12 protein-coding genes and 2 pseudogenes are annotated in these 17834 nt (G+C 39.0%); 9 read left to right on the top strand and 5 right to left on the bottom strand.

The window, feature by feature from the left end; genetic code table 11:
- Window positions 1-5: 5 nt before the first annotated feature.
- On the top strand, window positions 6-713 hold the full coding sequence (locus IPO27_00845) for a hypothetical protein (GenBank protein MBK8845159.1): 708 nt from the start codon (window positions 6-8) through the stop codon (window positions 711-713).
- Between the two features lie 44 nt (window positions 714-757).
- On the opposite strand, the gene IPO27_00840 is transcribed toward IPO27_00845, so the two are convergent.
- Together IPO27_00840 and IPO27_00835 are read right to left on the bottom strand one after the other, a co-directional pair.
- A complete protein-coding gene (locus IPO27_00840; protein ID MBK8845158.1) occupies window positions 758-1420 on the bottom strand; it encodes an SAM-dependent methyltransferase in 663 nt (220 codons plus the stop codon).
- Window positions 1421-1423: 3 nt separating this feature from the next.
- Window positions 1424-1888, bottom strand: a complete 465-nt coding sequence (locus IPO27_00835; GenBank protein ID MBK8845157.1) for a low molecular weight phosphotyrosine protein phosphatase — start codon at window positions 1886-1888, stop codon at window positions 1424-1426.
- 302 nt (window positions 1889-2190) lie between these two features.
- On the opposite strand from IPO27_00835, the gene IPO27_00830 reads away from it, so the two are divergent.
- The 8 genes and pseudogenes from IPO27_00830 (at window position 2191) to IPO27_00795 (ending at window position 12526) form a co-directional block, all read left to right on the top strand.
- Window positions 2191-3222, top strand: coding sequence for a histidine kinase (locus tag IPO27_00830; GenBank protein ID MBK8845156.1), 1032 nt, complete (start codon window positions 2191-2193; stop codon window positions 3220-3222).
- Window positions 3219-3946: pseudogene (locus IPO27_00825) on the top strand (LytTR family transcriptional regulator DNA-binding domain-containing protein). Before IPO27_00830 ends, IPO27_00825 begins: the two are co-directional and overlap by 4 nt.
- Before the next feature lie 68 nt (window positions 3947-4014).
- A complete protein-coding gene (locus IPO27_00820; protein ID MBK8845155.1) occupies window positions 4015-7731 on the top strand; it encodes a T9SS type A sorting domain-containing protein in 3717 nt (1238 codons plus the stop codon).
- 378 nt (window positions 7732-8109) lie between these two features.
- Entirely contained in the window at window positions 8110-8532 is a 423-nt protein-coding gene (locus IPO27_00815; GenBank protein MBK8845154.1) for a DUF1573 domain-containing protein, read from the top strand.
- Window positions 8533-8548: 16 nt separating this feature from the next.
- Complete coding sequence (gene yajC / locus IPO27_00810) at window positions 8549-8905, top strand: preprotein translocase subunit YajC (GenBank protein ID MBK8845153.1); 357 nt, start codon at window positions 8549-8551, stop codon at window positions 8903-8905.
- An 18-nt stretch (window positions 8906-8923) separates the two neighbouring features.
- Window positions 8924-9307: a hypothetical protein gene (locus IPO27_00805; GenBank protein MBK8845152.1), complete on the top strand. Its 384-nt coding sequence runs from the start codon at window positions 8924-8926 to the stop codon at window positions 9305-9307.
- Between the two features lie 39 nt (window positions 9308-9346).
- Entirely contained in the window at window positions 9347-9988 is a 642-nt protein-coding gene (locus IPO27_00800) for a hypothetical protein (GenBank protein ID MBK8845151.1), read from the top strand.
- A 39-nt stretch (window positions 9989-10027) separates the two neighbouring features.
- The gene (locus IPO27_00795) at window positions 10028-12526 is read left to right on the top strand and encodes a metallophosphoesterase (GenBank protein ID MBK8845150.1); all 2499 of its coding nucleotides are present in this window, start codon (window positions 10028-10030) and stop codon (window positions 12524-12526) included.
- Window positions 12527-13113: 587 nt separating this feature from the next.
- Here the strand turns inward: IPO27_00795 and thrC are convergent.
- The 3 genes and pseudogenes from thrC to thrA all read right to left on the bottom strand — a co-directional run bounded on the left by thrC (window position 13114) and on the right by thrA (window position 17804).
- Window positions 13114-14403: a threonine synthase gene (thrC, locus tag IPO27_00790; protein ID MBK8845149.1), complete on the bottom strand. Its 1290-nt coding sequence runs from the start codon at window positions 14401-14403 to the stop codon at window positions 13114-13116.
- A 91-nt stretch (window positions 14404-14494) separates the two neighbouring features.
- Window positions 14495-15346, bottom strand: a complete 852-nt coding sequence (locus IPO27_00785; GenBank protein MBK8845148.1) for a homoserine kinase — start codon at window positions 15344-15346, stop codon at window positions 14495-14497.
- Window positions 15343-17804, bottom strand: a pseudogene (gene thrA / locus IPO27_00780) (bifunctional aspartate kinase/homoserine dehydrogenase I). The gene IPO27_00785 and the pseudogene thrA overlap by 4 nt, the downstream one beginning before the upstream one ends.
- Window positions 17805-17834: the final 30 nt, after the last annotated feature.

Genomic DNA, 17834 nt, shown 5'->3' with positions numbered 1-17834 from the left:
ATAATATGAAGAAAATCTTTAGTGCATTATTAGTTTTGCTTGCAACAGCAACCTTTGCTCAAACAGATGATGATACCGATAGCAGCATATACTACTTAATACAAACGCCTCAGGAAAAATCAGATAATCCGCCCATGATAGTTTTGCTACACGGTTTTGGAAGTAACGAAGAAGATCTTTTTTCTTTAAAAGAGGTTTTGCCGAAAAATTATTATATCGTTTCGGTACGTGCTCCATTTAAAATGGAAGAGGGGAGTTATATGTGGAGCAGTTTGAGTGTGGAGAATAAAAAAGTTAAGTCGAATCCTGTTGAAGCACTGGCAAGTTGCGACTCGCTAATAAAATTGATTGCTCGCATTAAAGAAAAATACCAATTAGGTAACAGCCCCGTGTATTGGATGGGATTTAGCCAGGGCGCTATGATGTGCTACACGCTGGCAATTGTAAAAAAAATGCCAATGACCGGATTAATAGCTATGAGCGGCCGAATGAACGATGAAGCCAAGGCTGCCCTTACTGGGTTTACGCCTGATGCCTCGCTAAGGGTTTTTATTTCTCATGGAAAACAGGATGAAGTAATATCAATTCAACTAGGCATGGAAGCCAACAACTTGCTCAAAGAAAAATTAAAATTTGTTCAGTTTAAAGAATATGAAGCGGGTCATGAAATAAATGAGGCTATGCTTAAAGATTTGGTTGAATGGCTCAAGTGATTTTTATTACCTGAAACAAAATACACAATACTTGTCTTTGAGGTTTACTTTTTCTTTTTCCAATCTTTTACCTTTTCGTTTTTTACACATTGCGTAGGCAAGGTGAGATTTTCGGCTACACATAGTTTTGTGTCTGGTTGTAAATGCTGACATAATGCTTCAAAGGTAGCCTGGTTGCGGTAATTGGTTTCTATTATTAGTTGGGTTTGGTGTTTTTGTTCCGATTCTTTTTCGAGCGATTTTATTTTTTGAGCAAGCAATTCTTTCTCTTTTGGCAAGTATCCATGAAAAGCAAATTGTTGTCCTCCAAGACCCGAAGCCATTAATGCTAGCATTAATGAAGTATAGCCCGGCAATGGAATAACACCCAAAGATATCTCATGTGCCTGCATTACTGCTCTTGCTCCAGGATCAGCTATGGCTGGCATGCCCGATTCACTCAACAAACCAATGTCATTTTCATTGCCATGGTCTTGCAAAAAATTTTTAAAATCCTGTTGTGGGTTGTGCTTATCAATTTCCAAAATAATTAGTTCTGATTGTGGGTGATTGATGTTGCAATTCTTTAAAAATTTGCGGGCCGATTTTTCGCGTTCCGCTATAAAGTGTTTGATATGTTTAAATTGATCTATCACACTTGGTGCAATAAAACTAACATCATATTCATCGCTAAGGCTGCAAGGAATAAGAAAGAGCCTGCCTGCCATGTCCTAAGCGTTTTCTTTGATGAGCCTGTCTATAACTTTGTCGCAGGCATCGTTCAAGAGCGTATAGGTGGCTTCAAAATCTTTTTCGGTGCCGTAGTATGGATCTGGAACGCTGAGCATATCGTGCCCTGCATACGTTAGTAGCAATTCGATTTTTTTTGCCTGCCGGTCGGTTTGAGCGTACTCTAGCAAATCGCGTTTGTTGTTTTCGTCCATCACAAATATTTTTTGAAACTCCGAAAAATCAGAAGGCAAAAACGGCCGGCTACGCTGAGAACTAATATCTATTCCCTTGCGTTTCATTTCGGCAATAGCACGCTTATCGGGCTTATCGCCCTGATGCCATGATGATGTACCCGCACTATCAACCTTCCAGTTTAATTTGAGTTGTTTTATCTTGTCTTTAAATATACCCTCGGCCATTGGAGAGCGACAAATATTACCCAAACATACCATTAGAATTTTCATACAGCTTGCTTCCTTAAAATTTGCGGCAAAGTAATTTCATAAACATACATCTATCAAGGATTTTAAAATAAATATTTCTTAATCGGTTTTATACAGTTGTTCTATTGCATTGGTAGGATTAATTTGATTTCTATTACAAATAACCTGCTCGCTTCCATGTATCCTTTCTTTTATATGTAATTGAACGTAAGATATTTCTTCGCTATTATGCTTGTCTTCACTACCAATCGCTTTTTCGGTTCCATTGGTTTATTGTTGCCTTTGTCGCAAGTACCCATATATTTGCCCTCAACATTTTTCAATTGAAGTATAACTCCTCTTTTCAATTTATCCTCTTGTACCTGCTGTGGTGGGTAGTGTGGACATTTATCTTTGCTTATACCTTAAACACCATAGGAATTAAATTTTCGCAAGCGATAGCCGATAGTGCTATTACTCATTTATTATTGGCCATGGCTGGTTTTGCAATTTTTAACGTATCGCGATTTTTAACCATACAGCGCACCAATGCCATTTATTTAATGCTCTATTTAGTGTTGATGATAGTGTTGGTTAATTATTTAGGCGATTACGTAATTACCAATTATATCAACGATAACTTCAATAAATTCTTTTATGGATTTACTGTGCCGTCACGGTACATGTATACTACGCTTATGTTATTATTGGTAGCGGTTAGCAGCGGCCTTCGGCATTACTATGCCGAAGAAAAGGAATTTGAGCGTAGAAAAAATGAATTAACCTTGTTGCAGCGTGACGCTGAATTATCAGGCCTTCGCATGCAATTACAACCACACTTTTTATTTAATAGCCTTAATTCAATTTCGGCATTGGCAGGCAGTAAAACCGATGATGCCCGTAGGATGATAGAATTGCTAGCAGACTTTTTGCGAGGCTCTCTTGCACAAGATCATATGCAACGCGTTTCTTTAAAAAACGAATTGCAACAAATTGGTCGTTATCTTGAAATTGAAAAAGTGCGTTTTGGCAACCGGCTAGCAGTAGCATACCAAATTGACGAAGCATGTCATGAAATGAATCTCCCTTCGCTTATCCTGCAGCCATTGCTCGAAAATGCCATTAAGTTTGGACTCTATGGCAATACAGGCACCGTAACCATTACCATTATTGCCGAAGAAATAAAACAAAACCTGGTTTTGTCAATCATCAACCCAATTGGTGAGGAGGATATTAACACGCATAAGGGAACAGGCTTTGGAATAAATGCTGTGCAACGAAGACTTGCCTTACTCTATCACCGCAACGATTTATTTGAAGTGCAAAAATCTGGGGGAGAGTTTGTTGCAAAAATTACCATTCCACAAGCTTCATGATACGCACGTTATTAATAGACGATGAGCCACTTGCACGTGCGTTGCTTCGCGAATTTCTCGAGGGCATTGAGGATATGGAAGTAGTTGGTGAATGTGAAGATGGCTTTGAAGGAGTAAAGGCAATTACCAAATCGAAACCTGATTTAATTTTATTGGATGTGCAAATGCCAAAGATTAATGGTTTTGAAATGCTTGAATTGCTTGATAATCCTCCCCATGTTATTTTTATTACTGCATTTGACAGTTACGCCTTACGCGCTTTTGAAGCAAATGCGATAGATTATGTACAAAAGCCGGTTTCGAAACATCGCCTTGAAAAAGCTGTGCAGCGTGTCAAAGAAAAAATTACGGCTAATACCAAACCCCTTGCCATATCGATGACAGCTCAGGCCGGAGAAAAAACAGAATTGTTGTTAAGTTTAATGGCAATATCAAAATAATTCCTGCGGAAGAAATTTTTTACATTGAAGCATTTGACGACTACGTTAAAATATTTACCGAGAAGGATTATTTTTTAAAAAAGAAAACGATGAGCGAATTAGAAGTTCAACTCAGCGAGACAGAGTTTATTCGTTGTCACCGATCGTTTATTATTCAACTAAAAAAAATAACGCGGGTAGAACCATACGAGAAATCAAAATACCTGGCTCTGTTAACTAATGGAAAAAAAATTCCCATTAGCCGTGCAGGTTATGCAAGGCTGAAGGAGATGCTTGGTATATAGTTTTTTTTTCATTTCGTTCCTTGTGTAAATTAATTTGTTACCTTGGTGCTTCCTAAAATAATAACATCATGAAGAAGATTTCACTGTGCCTACAGCTTATTATATATTTAAGTAGCACGGTTTATTGCGCTGTAGACCTTGCAGTAACAAATGTAAAATCCTCTTCACCTCAGGGAGGTACAAGCAGCAATGCTGTTATCACTATTAGGAATGCAGGCAATACTCCCATTTCAAATTTTCAATACTCCTATAAGTTGAATGGAGTTCAAAGCAATATTGCAACGTATGCATTTACCATTCAGCCTAATGACTCGGTAACCTTATCTGCAAGTACTTTTACAGTACCAATGTCAAATTTCACCTTGTGTGGAATTGTAAATTCTCCGCTCGACCTTCTTAAAACAAACGATACCATCTGCAAACTAATCACACTTGCAAGCGATACTGTGACTGTGCCTTTTACCGAGAATTTTGACGATCCCAATTTTATTCCATGGTACACCTTTAGCAATAGTTATGGGCAAAGCAGTTGGGAACATGGTTTGCCAAGTTATGGTGTTACTAATAGTACTCACTCAGCACCTTCTAGTTACGATATTAAACTAACCCAACCTTACTTAATCAACAATGACGAGTTTCTCGTTACTCCGTTTTTTAATGTAACCGGCCATGCAAATAGTGTCATCGAGTTTTGGATGAATTACGATGTAGAAACAAGCTACGATGGAATGCGAGTTGAATACAGTACTAACGGCACCTTGTGGCAAGTACTTGGCGGATATCTTGACCCACAAGGCTTGAATTGGTATAATGAACCTCAATTAGTTTCAAGCGGGTTGCCGGCAATTTCGGGAAGTTCTGGTACTTGGATAAAGGCACGTTACAAGTTGGGGATGCTTAATCTTAACAGTCATGTTAAATTTCGTTTTGTGTTTAATAGCGATAATATTTTCCAGATGGATGGCATTTCAATAGACGATTTTCAAGTGTACTATTATCCATCAATTGATGCCGAATTGCTTTCCTTAAACAATCCTTCATACCCTATTTCTACTGCCTTTCCTATTTCAATTTCTGTTACAAACAATGGTACTGCGCCCTTACAAAATATTCCCGTTGGTTATTCTATAGACGGAGGGGCGGTGGTTAATGGCATAGTAGCAGGACCATTGGCATCAGGCGCCACCACCAGTTATAATTTTCCTCAGGTTACAACCACTGTTGGTAAGCATGAAATTAGGGCATTTACTTTAGCAACAAATGATTCACTCCCCGGCAACGACACCCTGATAAAAAAAATTTTTGTAAGGCAGTTACAAGCCACTCCTTATTTTGATGATTTTGAAGGCGCCAATAATGGTTGGTATACCGATGAACTAGGAGGCATCAATACCAAATGGGAATTAGGAACTCCTACATGGGGTAGTACAAATACATGCCATAGTGGTACTAAATGTTGGGATGTAAATTTAAATGTTCCATACACTAACAATGCAACTGTAACTTTAAACTCTCCGCTTTTTTATCTTCCTGATTTGCCCGGCATCACCATGGAATTTTGGATGAACTTTTGTAATGGTGAATCTGTTTTTCTCGAATATACGTATGATTCTACCTATTGGTATTTGATTAATACATATACCGGTCTTGCATGCGGCTGGACTAAGCATTCCATAAATTTGCAAAATATTGCATTTGGTAGCAATGTGCAATTTAGATTTCGGTTTGCGAGTAACAACAGCCTGCCTAATGGAGATGGAGTGTCTATAGATGATTTCAAGATAATCGCTCCTCCATCAAACGATGTTGCTTTAGATTATTTTCGATATCCAAGAGCGATTACGTATAACTTTGGAACCATGCCCGTTGTACTTAATATTACCAACTTTGGTGTTGATCCTATCATAAATTGTAATTTTATAACCGAACTAGATGGCATACTACAATCAAATACTGGCAAGGCACTTTCGTTACAATATCTTGAACAAACGAGTGTTCAATTGCCATCAATAAATTGTAGTAACGGTAACCATATACTACGAGTGTTTATTAATTATCCTACTGATGCTAATCATGCAAACGATACTATTTCTATTCCGTTTGCCATGAATGCTATTACCTACACTGCATTGCCTTATCAGTCAGATTTTGAGACAGGGCTGGGGTTATGGTTTAGCGAGGCCTTCGGAATTTCGTCTACCAATTGGGAGTTTGGCACACCCAGTTATGGTGTTACTACTGGTGCATATTCAGGAATAAATTGCTGGGATGTTAATTTAAATGTACCATACACAAGTGGTGCCGAAACTTATGTTTACTCCCCCATATTTGATTTTACAAATGCGTATGCACCGCGTTTTTCAAGCTGGCTTAATTATAGGACCGATTGGTATAACGATGGTGCGTTTCTAGAGTATACCACCGATGGAGGCACCTGGAATTTGATAGGCTCAGCAATCGATACGGCCGGCATCAATTGGTACACGGCAAACTCTTATGTAAATAATCATAACGCCTGGACTAATGAATCTTTTGGATGGCAAAATGCACAATACAATCTAGAACTACTTTCCTTATCAGGCCCGGTGCAGTTCCGCTTTGGTTTTATTAGTTCAGCATTTGGAGGTACCTACGATGACGGTGTATCTATTGACGACTTTAAAATTTCAGTTGCCTTGCAACAAGATGCTGGCATAGCATACGTGCTCGAGCCCGGGTTGGTGGCTACAGCCAATACTATGCTAACGCCTAAGGTTATCCTTTCTAATAATGGAAGCTTAACGCTTAATAGTGTAGAGATTAAATATATGCTAAACAACATATACATGAATAGTTATTCCTGGACCGGGAGTCTCAATTATGGTGATACCCAAACGGTTACGCTACCGCCTTTCAATGTGCCTGTAGGTATCAATACCTTTAAGGCTTATGTTGATTGGGGATTGGATATTAATAAATTTAACGATACCGCTTTTGCTGCTTTTAATGGAATACTTTCGTACAATGCTCCTTACATTGATAATTTTGATTCTGCTACTAGTGGATGGTTTATTAATAGCGGCAATTTGAATAGTAAGTGGGAATATGGAAGTCCCAGTTTTGGGCAAACAAATTCTTGTTATAGTGGTAACCAATGTTGGGATATTAATTTGTATGCAGGCTATAAGATTTTTGGAAATTCAACATTGACTTCTCCCTTTTTTAATTATATAGGATTACAGAATAGTAAGCTAGGGTTTTACTACAACACCAATACGGAGTATGGGGCCGATGGGCTGCGACTTGAATTTACTACCAATGGCAAGGATTGGAATATACTTGGTGGAATAGGGCAGGGTACAAATTGGTATAATTCATATTTGTGGGACAATCAACCGGGATGGTCATTTAATTCGCAAGGATGGAAATTTGCCATACTACCTACACCTTTTCTAGATGGGAATAACCTGGTACAATGTCGCTTTCGTTTTATTTCGGACTTGTCTATTAATATGGATGGGGTAACAATTGATGATTTCATGATATCAGATGTAGTAGCTTTTGATGAGCAAAGTACGAATGATAAATTGATGATTTGGCCCAATCCTGCCAACGATAAAATTTATTTTTCAGGAATAGAAGAGGCACTTGCAAAAGTTTCAATCTTTAATGCAAAAGGTGAATTGGCAATTGAAACGCAGATCAATAACAAAGATTTTATTTCAGTTGAATTATTGAAAAGCGGCATCTATCTGGTAAAGGTAGTTGAACGTAATGCTGTAAAAACAGTTCGTTTAGTGAAATAGTAATTTCCTAGGCGCTAAAACGTTAACGGTGAGTGTATATGATGTCAACTTTTTTTTTGTTCAGGTTAAAAGGCAGCATATAAGCATACAAGATATTAAGATTACTGGCCTTGATACTCTTGTTTAAAATGACAGCATTATTTAGCAAAGTTTGAATAAGAACCTAGTTGCAAATTTAGGTTGGCCATTAATTAAAACTAACATAGGACAGGGCATGGCCGAAACACCTTCGTGTTGAGCAATTATTGGGGTTTATTAACTTTGTGTGATATTTTACTGTATGACTACAGTGCAGTGTACTTGATATTATGTACTAAAATCAAATTTTCTACATTTGCCCTCCCAATTTAATCAAGTATGCGATTAGTATTAATAACAATGTGTTTTATAATAGCTGCGTGCAAATCAGGAGGAGGTGAAGAACGCATTTCACCGGATGTTGTAAACAATCCTGCTTCTGCCGAAGGTACTAAGGATACCGATATGCCCGAAATGGAGTTTGAAACAACCCGACATGATTTTGGCGAGCTCAAAGATGGCGATGTAGTGGAGTATTCCTTTAACTTTACCAATACTGGACAATCGGATTTAGTTATTGCTACCGTACTTAGCAGTTGTGGTTGTACCACACCTAACTATACCAAAGAGCCTATAAAGCCCGGAGAAAAAGGAAAAATTGATGTACAATTTAATTCTACCGGCAAAACCGGCACAGTAAGCAAGACTATTTCGGTGAAAACAAATGCGGTTCCAAGCACTCGCATATTAATTATTAGTGCTGAGGTCTATCCTAAAGAGTAATTTTATTTTTTAATTAATGAATATGAATTTGATTTTAAGCGTAATGCTTCAGGCACAAAGCGGAGGCAGCACATGGAGTTTTGCATTGATGATGATACTTATGTTTGGTATCATGTATTTTTTTATGATTCGTCCGCAGATGCGCAAAGCAAAGGAAGAAGCAAAGTTTATTGGCGAAACAAAAAAAGGAGATCGTATAGTTACACTCGGTGGCATACATGGTAAAATTGTTGATGAAGACGAGCGTACTTTTTTGGTTGAAGTGGACAGCAATGTGCGCATTCGTTTTGAGCGCAAAGCAATCTCTGCTGAAGCTACTGCTGCTATGCGCAAGGCTAAAGGTATAGCGGAATCATCCGATACAAAAAAGTAAATCGCAGTATTGAGGAAAATGAAACTACCCGGACGCAAGGTCTATATATTTTTGCTGTTTGTACTTGTTGCTGCGTTCGTGTGGGTGCTTCATGCATTGAGCAGGCCGGCACAGGATAGTTTTGTTTTTACGCTTAAATATACCAATCCGGTTTATTCTGAAACAGGAGCATTGCAAAAAAAGGTGACTGCAACTATTGCCGGCAGAGGATATGATTTACTTTACGTAAAATGGAATTATCCAAGTCCAGAAATTGTTATCGATTTTAATAGAATAAAACCAACCGGAAAAGAAAGCAAGGTGGATTATAAAAAACTTATTACTGAGCAGTATCCGGAACTGCTTAACCATGTTTCCATAATGTCAGTAACACCGGAATCTTTTTATCTTGGTGCGGAATAACGCTCAATTAATTTACATTTGTTTTCTTATAAAATTCAAATGAAAAATCGAAGTAAACTTTCGTTACTAATTGTATGTCTATCATTTTTAATTAATAGCTTAGCGAGTGCGGCAACTGATACACTTATATTTCACAACTCAGTGTGGCGCTATCTGGATAATGGTACCAATCAAGGTAAACCATGGCGAAATCTTGCTTTTGTCGACACCAGTTGGAAATCAGGTTTTGCCGAATTGGGATATGGAGATGGGGGAGAAGCAACCGTTGTAAGCTTTGGCCCAAACGCTAAGTATAAATACATTACTACCTATTTCCGCAAAAAATTTATTGTTGAAAATCCACTGCAGTATACAACGCTTACACTGGATTTATTGCGCGATGATGGTGCAATGGTGTATCTTAATGGTACCCTTGTGTTGGCCGATAATATGCCAACTACCGGAAGCATCGGTTATAAGACACTTGCAGTAAATGATGTGATTGGTGCTGATGAAAGCACATTTTACAGCTATGCAATTCCACTATCGTTGCTTATAAGTGGCGATAATGTGTTGTGTGTAGAAATACATCAACGCAGACAAGGTAATAGTGATATAAGTTTTAATTGCCGCTTGCGTGCAGACTATACCCCTTGTACAATAGAGCCCACCAATGCTGTTTCCAATATTGGATTACTCTAGCTTACGCTAAATTGGGATACCACTGCTGCATTATATGATGTGCGATATAAGAAAGCAAACGACACAGATTGGACAGAAATGAATGATATAGCAACGAGCGCCTTTGTGCTTAGTGGTTTGTTACCGGCAACCACCTATAACTGGCAGGTTCGTAAAAATTGTTTGGTCAACAAAAGTCAATTTGCAAATGGAGGCGATTTCACAACCTTTCCTGTTTGTGATGTGCCGCTCGGATTAAAAGTTTCGTTCCCAACTGCAACTAGTGCCATCGTTTCTTTTTTACCTGTTACTGGTGCATTGTCCTATGTTGTTGAATATAGGAATATAGGAGGCTCATGGGTGTCTCAAACTATAGCCGGCACAAGCATTACACTTACAGGGTTGACACAGGCACGCACCTATGAGGTGCGTGTTGCCGCTATTTGCGCAGGAGGCAGCAGCAATTATGCACCTTCGGTATCTTTTACAACCATTCAGGTTGCGCAATTAATTGACACCATATTTTACGCAGGTACCAATTGGAAATATTTGGATAATGGCTCTAATCAAGATACAGCATGGCAGGAGCTTACCTTTAATGATCAGGCATGGCCGCAAGGAAATGCACAGTTTGGTTATGGTGATGGTGATGAAACTACCGTGGTAAGCTATGGCCCAAACAGCTCTAATAAATACGTGACTACTTATTTTCGTAAAAAATTCTATTTGGCCAATCCTTCGCAATACAGTTTTATGCGTATTCGGCTTTTACGCGATGATGGTGCCGTAGTATACATTAATGGCAATGAAGTTGCCCGCAGCAACATGCCCACCGGAATTATCAGAGATACCACACTTGCCGCATCCGCAGTAAGCGGTTCGGGAGAATCAACCTTTTATCTATTTACTTTTGCAACCAGCTTTTTGCAAAATGATACCAATGTAATTGCCGTTGAAGTGCATCAGAATTCACGAACGAGTTCCGACTTAGGTTTTGATCTCTTGCTTGAAGGAGTTACAACTTTATCAGTAACTAATTTAGTGCGCAGCCCCTACTTGCAAATGGTAACTCCTGATGCGATCACTATACGGTGGCGCACAGATTTGGCATCACCATCGCGGGTGCGATTTTCAACAGATATGGCTTTAATAAATACTGTTGATAGCAACAATACAATTTCCGAACACGAAGTGCGTATTACCGGGCTAAGTCCAAAAACGCGTTATTACTATAGCATAGGCAGCAATACCGAGGATTTGCAAGGTGATACTGCCAATACATTTGTAACCATGCCTGTATATGGAGATTCAGGTTTAGTACGTGTGTGGGTTACCGGAGATTTTGGCAACAACTCCAATAATCAGGATAGTGTTGCTAAGCGTATGGAAGAATATACCTCAAACAAGGGCACCGATTTTTGGTTATGGCTTGGTGATAACGCATACAATACCGGAACAGAAGCAGAATATACTACCAACGTGTTTGCGCGATATCCAAAGCAGTTCAAACGCATACCGGTTTATCCTTGTTTAGGTAATCATGATTATGGCAATGCAGGATATTTAGGCAGTGTGGCTATGGGATATAATGCACATTATTTTTCGGCATTTACTGTTCCTACAAATGCCGAAGCAGGAGGGTTAGCTTCAGCTACCGAAAAATATTATTCGTACAATTTTGGAAATGCCCACTTCATTGCGTTAGATAGCTATGGCTCGCTAAGCGCACCCGGAAGTCCAATGTATAATTGGTTGCAAAGTGATCTAGCTGCTAATACCATGAGATTTACTATTGTTTACTTTCACCATCCGCCTTATACGATGGGTACACACAATAGCGACAACGAAATTGAATCAATAGCCATGCGAAATAATATTATGCCCTTGCTTGAATTATATCATGCAGATGTGGTGTATAGTGGGCACAGTCACAATTATGAGCGCAGTGTGCTGATGCAGGGTCATTACGGATTGGAGCCTACTTTTAATTCTTCGCATGTAGTTGATTCTTCAACTGGAATGTTACCACACTATTTAAAATCTTCCCCTAATTTTTATGGAACGGTATATCAAGTTATAGGATGCAGCGGAAAGGGTGGAAGCGTTACCGTTCAACCTGCCTGGCCGCATAATGCAATGCTTTCTTATGCCAATACACTTTATGGAAGTGGAATTCTCGAAATTGAGGGCGACACATTGCATTCTAAATTTCTTACTTCTACCGGTGTGATTTACGATCAGTTTCGGATTGTAAAATCCGGAACACAACGTTATGGGGCCGTAACATTTTTTCAGGATAGTGAAGAGTTGATGTGCTTTCCAAATCCTTCTAACGAGCGTTGCACCGTACAGTTTAATGGAAATGAAAATGAAAAATATACGATTACCGTATATGCTTCTGATGGACGCGAGTTAGTAAGCAAACCTTACATCGCTCAATTTTCTGGAACACAACAAGTCTTATTAAATACCGATGATTTTAAGCATTTGGCAGGGATACTATTAATTAAAGTTGCGGGAAAGAACAAGTCTTATTCGTGCAAGTTGCAACGCTTATAGATAATGATTTGATAAGGGAGGTGTTTTGAAAAACTTTGAATGAATTTAGTATTGGCACATTCGAGTTTGAGGGTGCTGTCTAAGTTGGTGCTTTAGGTACGAGTAATTATGGCTTGCTCATTAATCTCTCCTTTTAACAGGGCAATAATTTAGCTGCGGAAATAGACAAATAGATGCACAGAAAAATGGCCAAAGCATCAAAAGATAAAAAACATCAAACACTAAATATTTTTTTGCCTTAGCTTTCTTATGTCAGTTTCTTACCTAGTTTTGGGTATCCAATTTGGTTTTTAATGAAGCAAAATGATATTAGAAATGCACAAGTTAAAGCTACAAGCTAGTAAATTTTTATTGCAAAAACATAGTTAGAAGCAAAAGTTGTTTAAAGTATTATTTCTATGAAAAAAAACACAAAATCTTTCCTTATTACTCCAGTATTCTCCATAAGTATACTAATTGATTAAACCGGGTTTATGGATACTAACAAAAATTCAATTTTTTAATTCAATTCATATGAATTCAAAAATAAAAATATCAAAAACTATATTTACAAACTGCTAGATTTTCCAACCACATTCAATCCCAATTTAGTTTTTACCTGACAGGATAATTTTTTTTAAAGAAGCATATTCAGCATCTATTTGTAAAGCATGCGATTCTTTTTTGGCAATAATTTCTAGTTGTGGTGGCAGCTTAATATCCATGCCAAGCGTTTGCTCTACGGTTTCTTTAAACTTTGCCGGATGCGCAGTTGACATAATAACTACGGGTCCTTGCGATTCAATTTTTTTATGCGCTGCAATTGCTACGCAAGTATGAGGGTCGGCAATATATCCATAGTTAGCATACGTTTCTTTCATGGCCACAAGTGTTTGCTCATCAGTAATGCTTACCGAATTAAAATCGGTTTTCATTTCATCCACATTGTTCTTATACAACCACTGTATACGTTCCAGGTTGCTTGGTGCACCCACATCCATGGCGTTGCTCAATGTTTGAATACTTGATTGCGGCTGATAAAATCCACTTGCCAGATAATCAGGCACTACCTTGTTTGCATTTACGGCAGCTATAAAGTGTTTAATGGGTTCGCACATTTTTAAAGCCATCAGCCCTGCCATGAGGTTTCCGAAATTGCCACTTGGCACCACCATCGTAGCTTTCTTACCTGTAGCTTCAAGCATCTGTCTGGCAACGGCTCCATAATAAATCATTTGCGGCAACAAACGACCAATGTTGATAGAGTTTGCAGACGATAAATTTACCTGGTTTGCTAAGTCTGTATCATTAAACGCTTGCTTTACCAATTGCTGACATGTATCGAAAGAGCCTTTGACTTTTACTGCTGTAATATTTTCTCCATAGGTAGTTAGTTGTTTTTCCTGCAAAGGGCTTACTTTACCCTCAGGGTAAAGTATGATAACTTCAATATTTGGTAACCTGTAAAATCCACTTGCTACAGCACTGCCAGTATCGCCAGAGGTAGCCACCAGAATTTGCAGTTTGCCTGTTTGCTGCTGCATACACCTGCTCATAATTTGCGCAATAAACCTGCCACCAAAATCTTTAAAGGCTAAGGTTGGCCCATGAAACAATTCGCACACAAATAATTTTTTTTGTAATTCAATAACAGGAAGTGGAAAATTAAATGCAGCCTCAATCATTTGGGCTATTGCTGCTTTGGTAAAGTCTTCTAAACAAAAAGGAGTGAGTAGTTCATTAGCGACTTCTTTTAGCGAGCATGCATCTGTGCGCTTGCTAATATCTTTAAAATCAGTAGCGGGTACATATAGGCCGCCATCAGCTGCAAGCCCACCAAGCACTGCCTCCGGCAGGCTAAACATTTTTTCTTTGTTTCGCGTTGAGTAAAATTTCATAGGTTCAATAATTTATGAAATGATGGTAGCACCTTCTGTATTGATTGGCGAAACGGCACATACATGTTCGGCAAAGAGTTTCGAAGCAATCTTACTCCATGCTTCTTTTTACCCTTTGGGCAGTAGTTTCAGATTCGCACAGTGCAAATACGGTTGGGCCACTTCCGCTAATAGAACTTCCAATAGCATTGTTCTCATTAGCGCATAACATTAATTCATCAAAGTTAGGTATTAATTGCTTTCGAAACGGTACTGCTATATTATCCTCCATGCCTTTCTTTACCAAATTTGCATCATGATGATGAAATCCTTGCAGCAAGGCTGCAAGGTTAAACGTTTGTTCTATTACTTTTTCTTTGGCATATATCGATGGCAAAAGTTTTCGTGCTTCGCTGGTTAATATGGCAATTGGTTGGTGCAACACCACTACAAACCAGGCTGGTGGGGCAATCTTGGTAACCTGCACTTGTTGTCCATGTCCATGGCAAATGGTAATGCCACCTAGCATGCAAGGTGCAATATTATCAGCATGGTAAGCTTTGCTTGCAATAAATTCTCCAGCAAGGGCATGCGGTATAAGGTCTTGTTTTGAAAATGGAGTACCCAATAATTTATTTAGTGCAACAACTCCGGCTACGGCACTTGCTGCGCTGCTTCCCAGGCCACTACCTAAAGGAAGTTTTTTGTTTATAGTAACATCAACGCCCTGTGTGCTTTGCAATGCATCTAACATAGATTGCATGGCAACGGTGCATGTATTTTTTTCTGCTTCAAGCGGAAGTTTTCCACCATCACCTGCAATGCTTGTAATGCGTAGTTTTTGCGTGTCGTTTATGGTTACCGTTACAAAATCGCCAAGGGTACAAATGGCAAGCCCTGCAATGTCGAAGGCACTGCCAAGGTTGGCAATGGTGGCTGGGGCAAAGGCTGTTATCATGCTCATACGAGATAATTGCTGATACTTATTATTTCGGCAAATACACCTGCAGCAGTTACTTCGGCACCTGCGCCAGGTCCTTTTACTACCAAGGGTTGTCGCGAATAGCGTTGGGTGGTAAACGCAATTAGATTATCAGTGCCACTCATGGTATAAAAGGGACTGTCTGATTTTACTTGAGCCGTTTGTATAGAAGCCTTCCCATTTTCAAATGTGCCTATGGCTCTTAGTTTTTCTGATTTTTTTTGTGCCGAGGCAGCAAGCTTTTCAAAATAGTCATTGTGTTTTTGTAATACGATAAAAAATTCGTCCACGGTTTTTGCCTTCATACATGCTGCCGGAAGAAGCGGGGTTATTGATACCTCATCTAATTCAAGCTGTTGGCCTGCATCGCGTGCAAGTATTAATAGCTTGCGTGCAAAGTCTTTGCATGACAGGTCATCTCTTGGGTCGGGTTCGGTATATCCTTTTTCCTTAGCCGATTTTACTATTTCGCTAAAGGGTACGGTGCCATCAAATGTATTAAAGATGTATGATAGAGTTCCCGATAGCACGGCTTCAATTTTTACAATGCGATCGCCACTAAGTATTAAGTCGCGCAATACACTGATTACAGGCAAGCCTGCACCTACATTGGTTTCATACAAATATTTTACATGATGATTTTTTGCGGTTTCTTTAAGTTGAAAATATTTTGAATAACTACCGCTGTTTGCAATTTTGTTGGGTGTAACTATGCTGATACTGCTTTCAAGAATAGTTTGATATGCTTCGGCTACATCTTCATTGGCAGTGCAATCTACAAATACACTGTTCGAGAGATTAAGCTCGTGCATGCGTTTTACAAAACGTTTCAGACTCATTGGTTCGCCCTCTGTATCGAGTAAGTGTAGCGATTGCGATAATTTAATGAGGTGCTTATCAAAAAACATTTTGCGCGAATTAGCAATACCACACAGGCGCAGTTCAATAGCATGTTTGTCAAGAAGGAATTTTTTGTTTTTCGAAATTTGATCGAGCAATTGCTTACCAATGAGGCCGGTGCCAATGCAGTATAAGTGAACAATTTTGTGATGAGATAAAAAGAATGCCTGATGCAGAGTGTTTAGTGCTTTATCGAGATGTTCGTTTTTAATTACTACCGAAATATTTAGTTCTGACGAACCCTGAGCAGTGGCAATTACGCTAATACCATTTTTTCCAAGTGCTTGAAATAATCGACCCGATACACCCGGGGTGTTTTTCATATTCTCACCAATGATGGCAACAATAGATAGTTCACGGGTAATTTGAACAGGATCAAGCAGACCAAGTTTTAATTCAAATTTAAAAGTTTCTTCAATTACTTTTTTGCTAATGCGCTCACTTCGGGTTTTATAGCAAAGGTGATGTTATGTTCCGAGCTTCCTTGGGTGATTAATATAACACTGATGTGATGGGTTGCCAATGTACCAAACACGCGCGCTGCAACACCTGCAACACCTATCATTCCACTACCTTGTAAGGTTACTACATGCACCTTGTCTATGGATGTAATTCCTTTTACATAATGGCTGCGGTCGCCTGAGTCGAGCGAAATAAACGTTCCTGTATCATCAGGACGCATGCTGTTTTTTATAAACAAGGGTATGTTGCGGTTAAGGGCAGGCTGTATGGTTGGAGGATGAATAACTTTCGCTCCAAAATAACACATCTCCAAAGCTTCGATATAGGATAGTTTGGCAATTGGAAATGCTTCGGGCACTTTGCGTGGGTCGGCAGTATAAACACCACTTACATCTGTCCATATTTGTATTTCGCGGACCTGCAAGGCTCCGCCAATGATGCTTGCCGTATAGTCACTACCACCTCGACCTAAGGTAGTTGATATTCCCGAAGCTGTGCTTCCGATAAATCCGGTAACAACGTATATGGTGTTGGTTTCTTTAAAGAAGGATTTTATTTTTTCATCGGTCACTTTAAAGTCAACCTGCGCCTCGCCATACTTGTCATCGGTAGTAATAAATTTTCGTGCATCACAATAAATCGCAGCTGTTTTGCAATACTTAAAGTATTCAGCAATAATGGTGCACGATAATTGTTCGCCAAAACCTGCAATAGCATCTGAAGTACGGGGTGATAGTTCTTGCGTATAGCACACACCCATCAAAAGTTTTTCAAGTTCATTTAAAAGTGTATTGATGGATTTCGAAATTTCTACACGCGAGCGGCCATTAAAAAGATCATTAATAATTTCCAGCTGTTTGGATTTAATGTGCTTTAGATGATGTCGCATTTCATCTTCGCTATGTGTAGCTGCGTTGCTGGCCAAAAGAAGCATATCCGTAATACCGGAAACAGCGCTGCATACAACAATTAGTTTTTTGGTTTTACCAAGCGTAGTTACAATTTCATACAGGGCTTTAATACGTGAAGCACTACCTACCGAAGTGCCTCCAAATTTTAGAATAGAAAAATTACTCATTGCAAAAAAAATTTCAGGTGCAAATGTAGT

It is taken from the genome of Bacteroidota bacterium, from assembly GCA_016714535.1.
GTDB lineage: Bacteria > Bacteroidota > Bacteroidia > AKYH767-A > OLB10 > JADKFV01.
This window is presented reverse-complemented; position numbering and strand designations above follow the sequence as displayed.

What these genes read in the sequence shown, in the direction of transcription:
- IPO27_00840 (MBK8845158.1), bottom strand. Translation starts at nt 1,420, where the DNA reads ATGGCAGGCAGGCTCTTTCTTATTCCTTGCAGCCTTAGCGATGAATAT.
- IPO27_00820 (MBK8845155.1), top strand. Translation starts at nt 4,015, where the DNA reads ATGAAGAAGATTTCACTGTGCCTACAGCTTATTATATATTTAAGTAGC.
- IPO27_00845 (MBK8845159.1), top strand. Translation starts at nt 6, where the DNA reads ATGAAGAAAATCTTTAGTGCATTATTAGTTTTGCTTGCAACAGCAACC.
- IPO27_00785 (MBK8845148.1), bottom strand. Translation starts at nt 15,346, where the DNA reads ATGAGCATGATAACAGCCTTTGCCCCAGCCACCATTGCCAACCTTGGC.
- yajC (MBK8845153.1), top strand. Translation starts at nt 8,549, where the DNA reads ATGAATATGAATTTGATTTTAAGCGTAATGCTTCAGGCACAAAGCGGA.
- IPO27_00835 (MBK8845157.1), bottom strand. Translation starts at nt 1,888, where the DNA reads ATGAAAATTCTAATGGTATGTTTGGGTAATATTTGTCGCTCTCCAATG.
- IPO27_00815 (MBK8845154.1), top strand. Translation starts at nt 8,110, where the DNA reads ATGTGTTTTATAATAGCTGCGTGCAAATCAGGAGGAGGTGAAGAACGC.
- thrC (MBK8845149.1), bottom strand. Translation starts at nt 14,403, where the DNA reads ATGAAATTTTACTCAACGCGAAACAAAGAAAAAATGTTTAGCCTGCCG.
- IPO27_00800 (MBK8845151.1), top strand. Translation starts at nt 9,347, where the DNA reads ATGAAAAATCGAAGTAAACTTTCGTTACTAATTGTATGTCTATCATTT.
- IPO27_00805 (MBK8845152.1), top strand. Translation starts at nt 8,924, where the DNA reads ATGAAACTACCCGGACGCAAGGTCTATATATTTTTGCTGTTTGTACTT.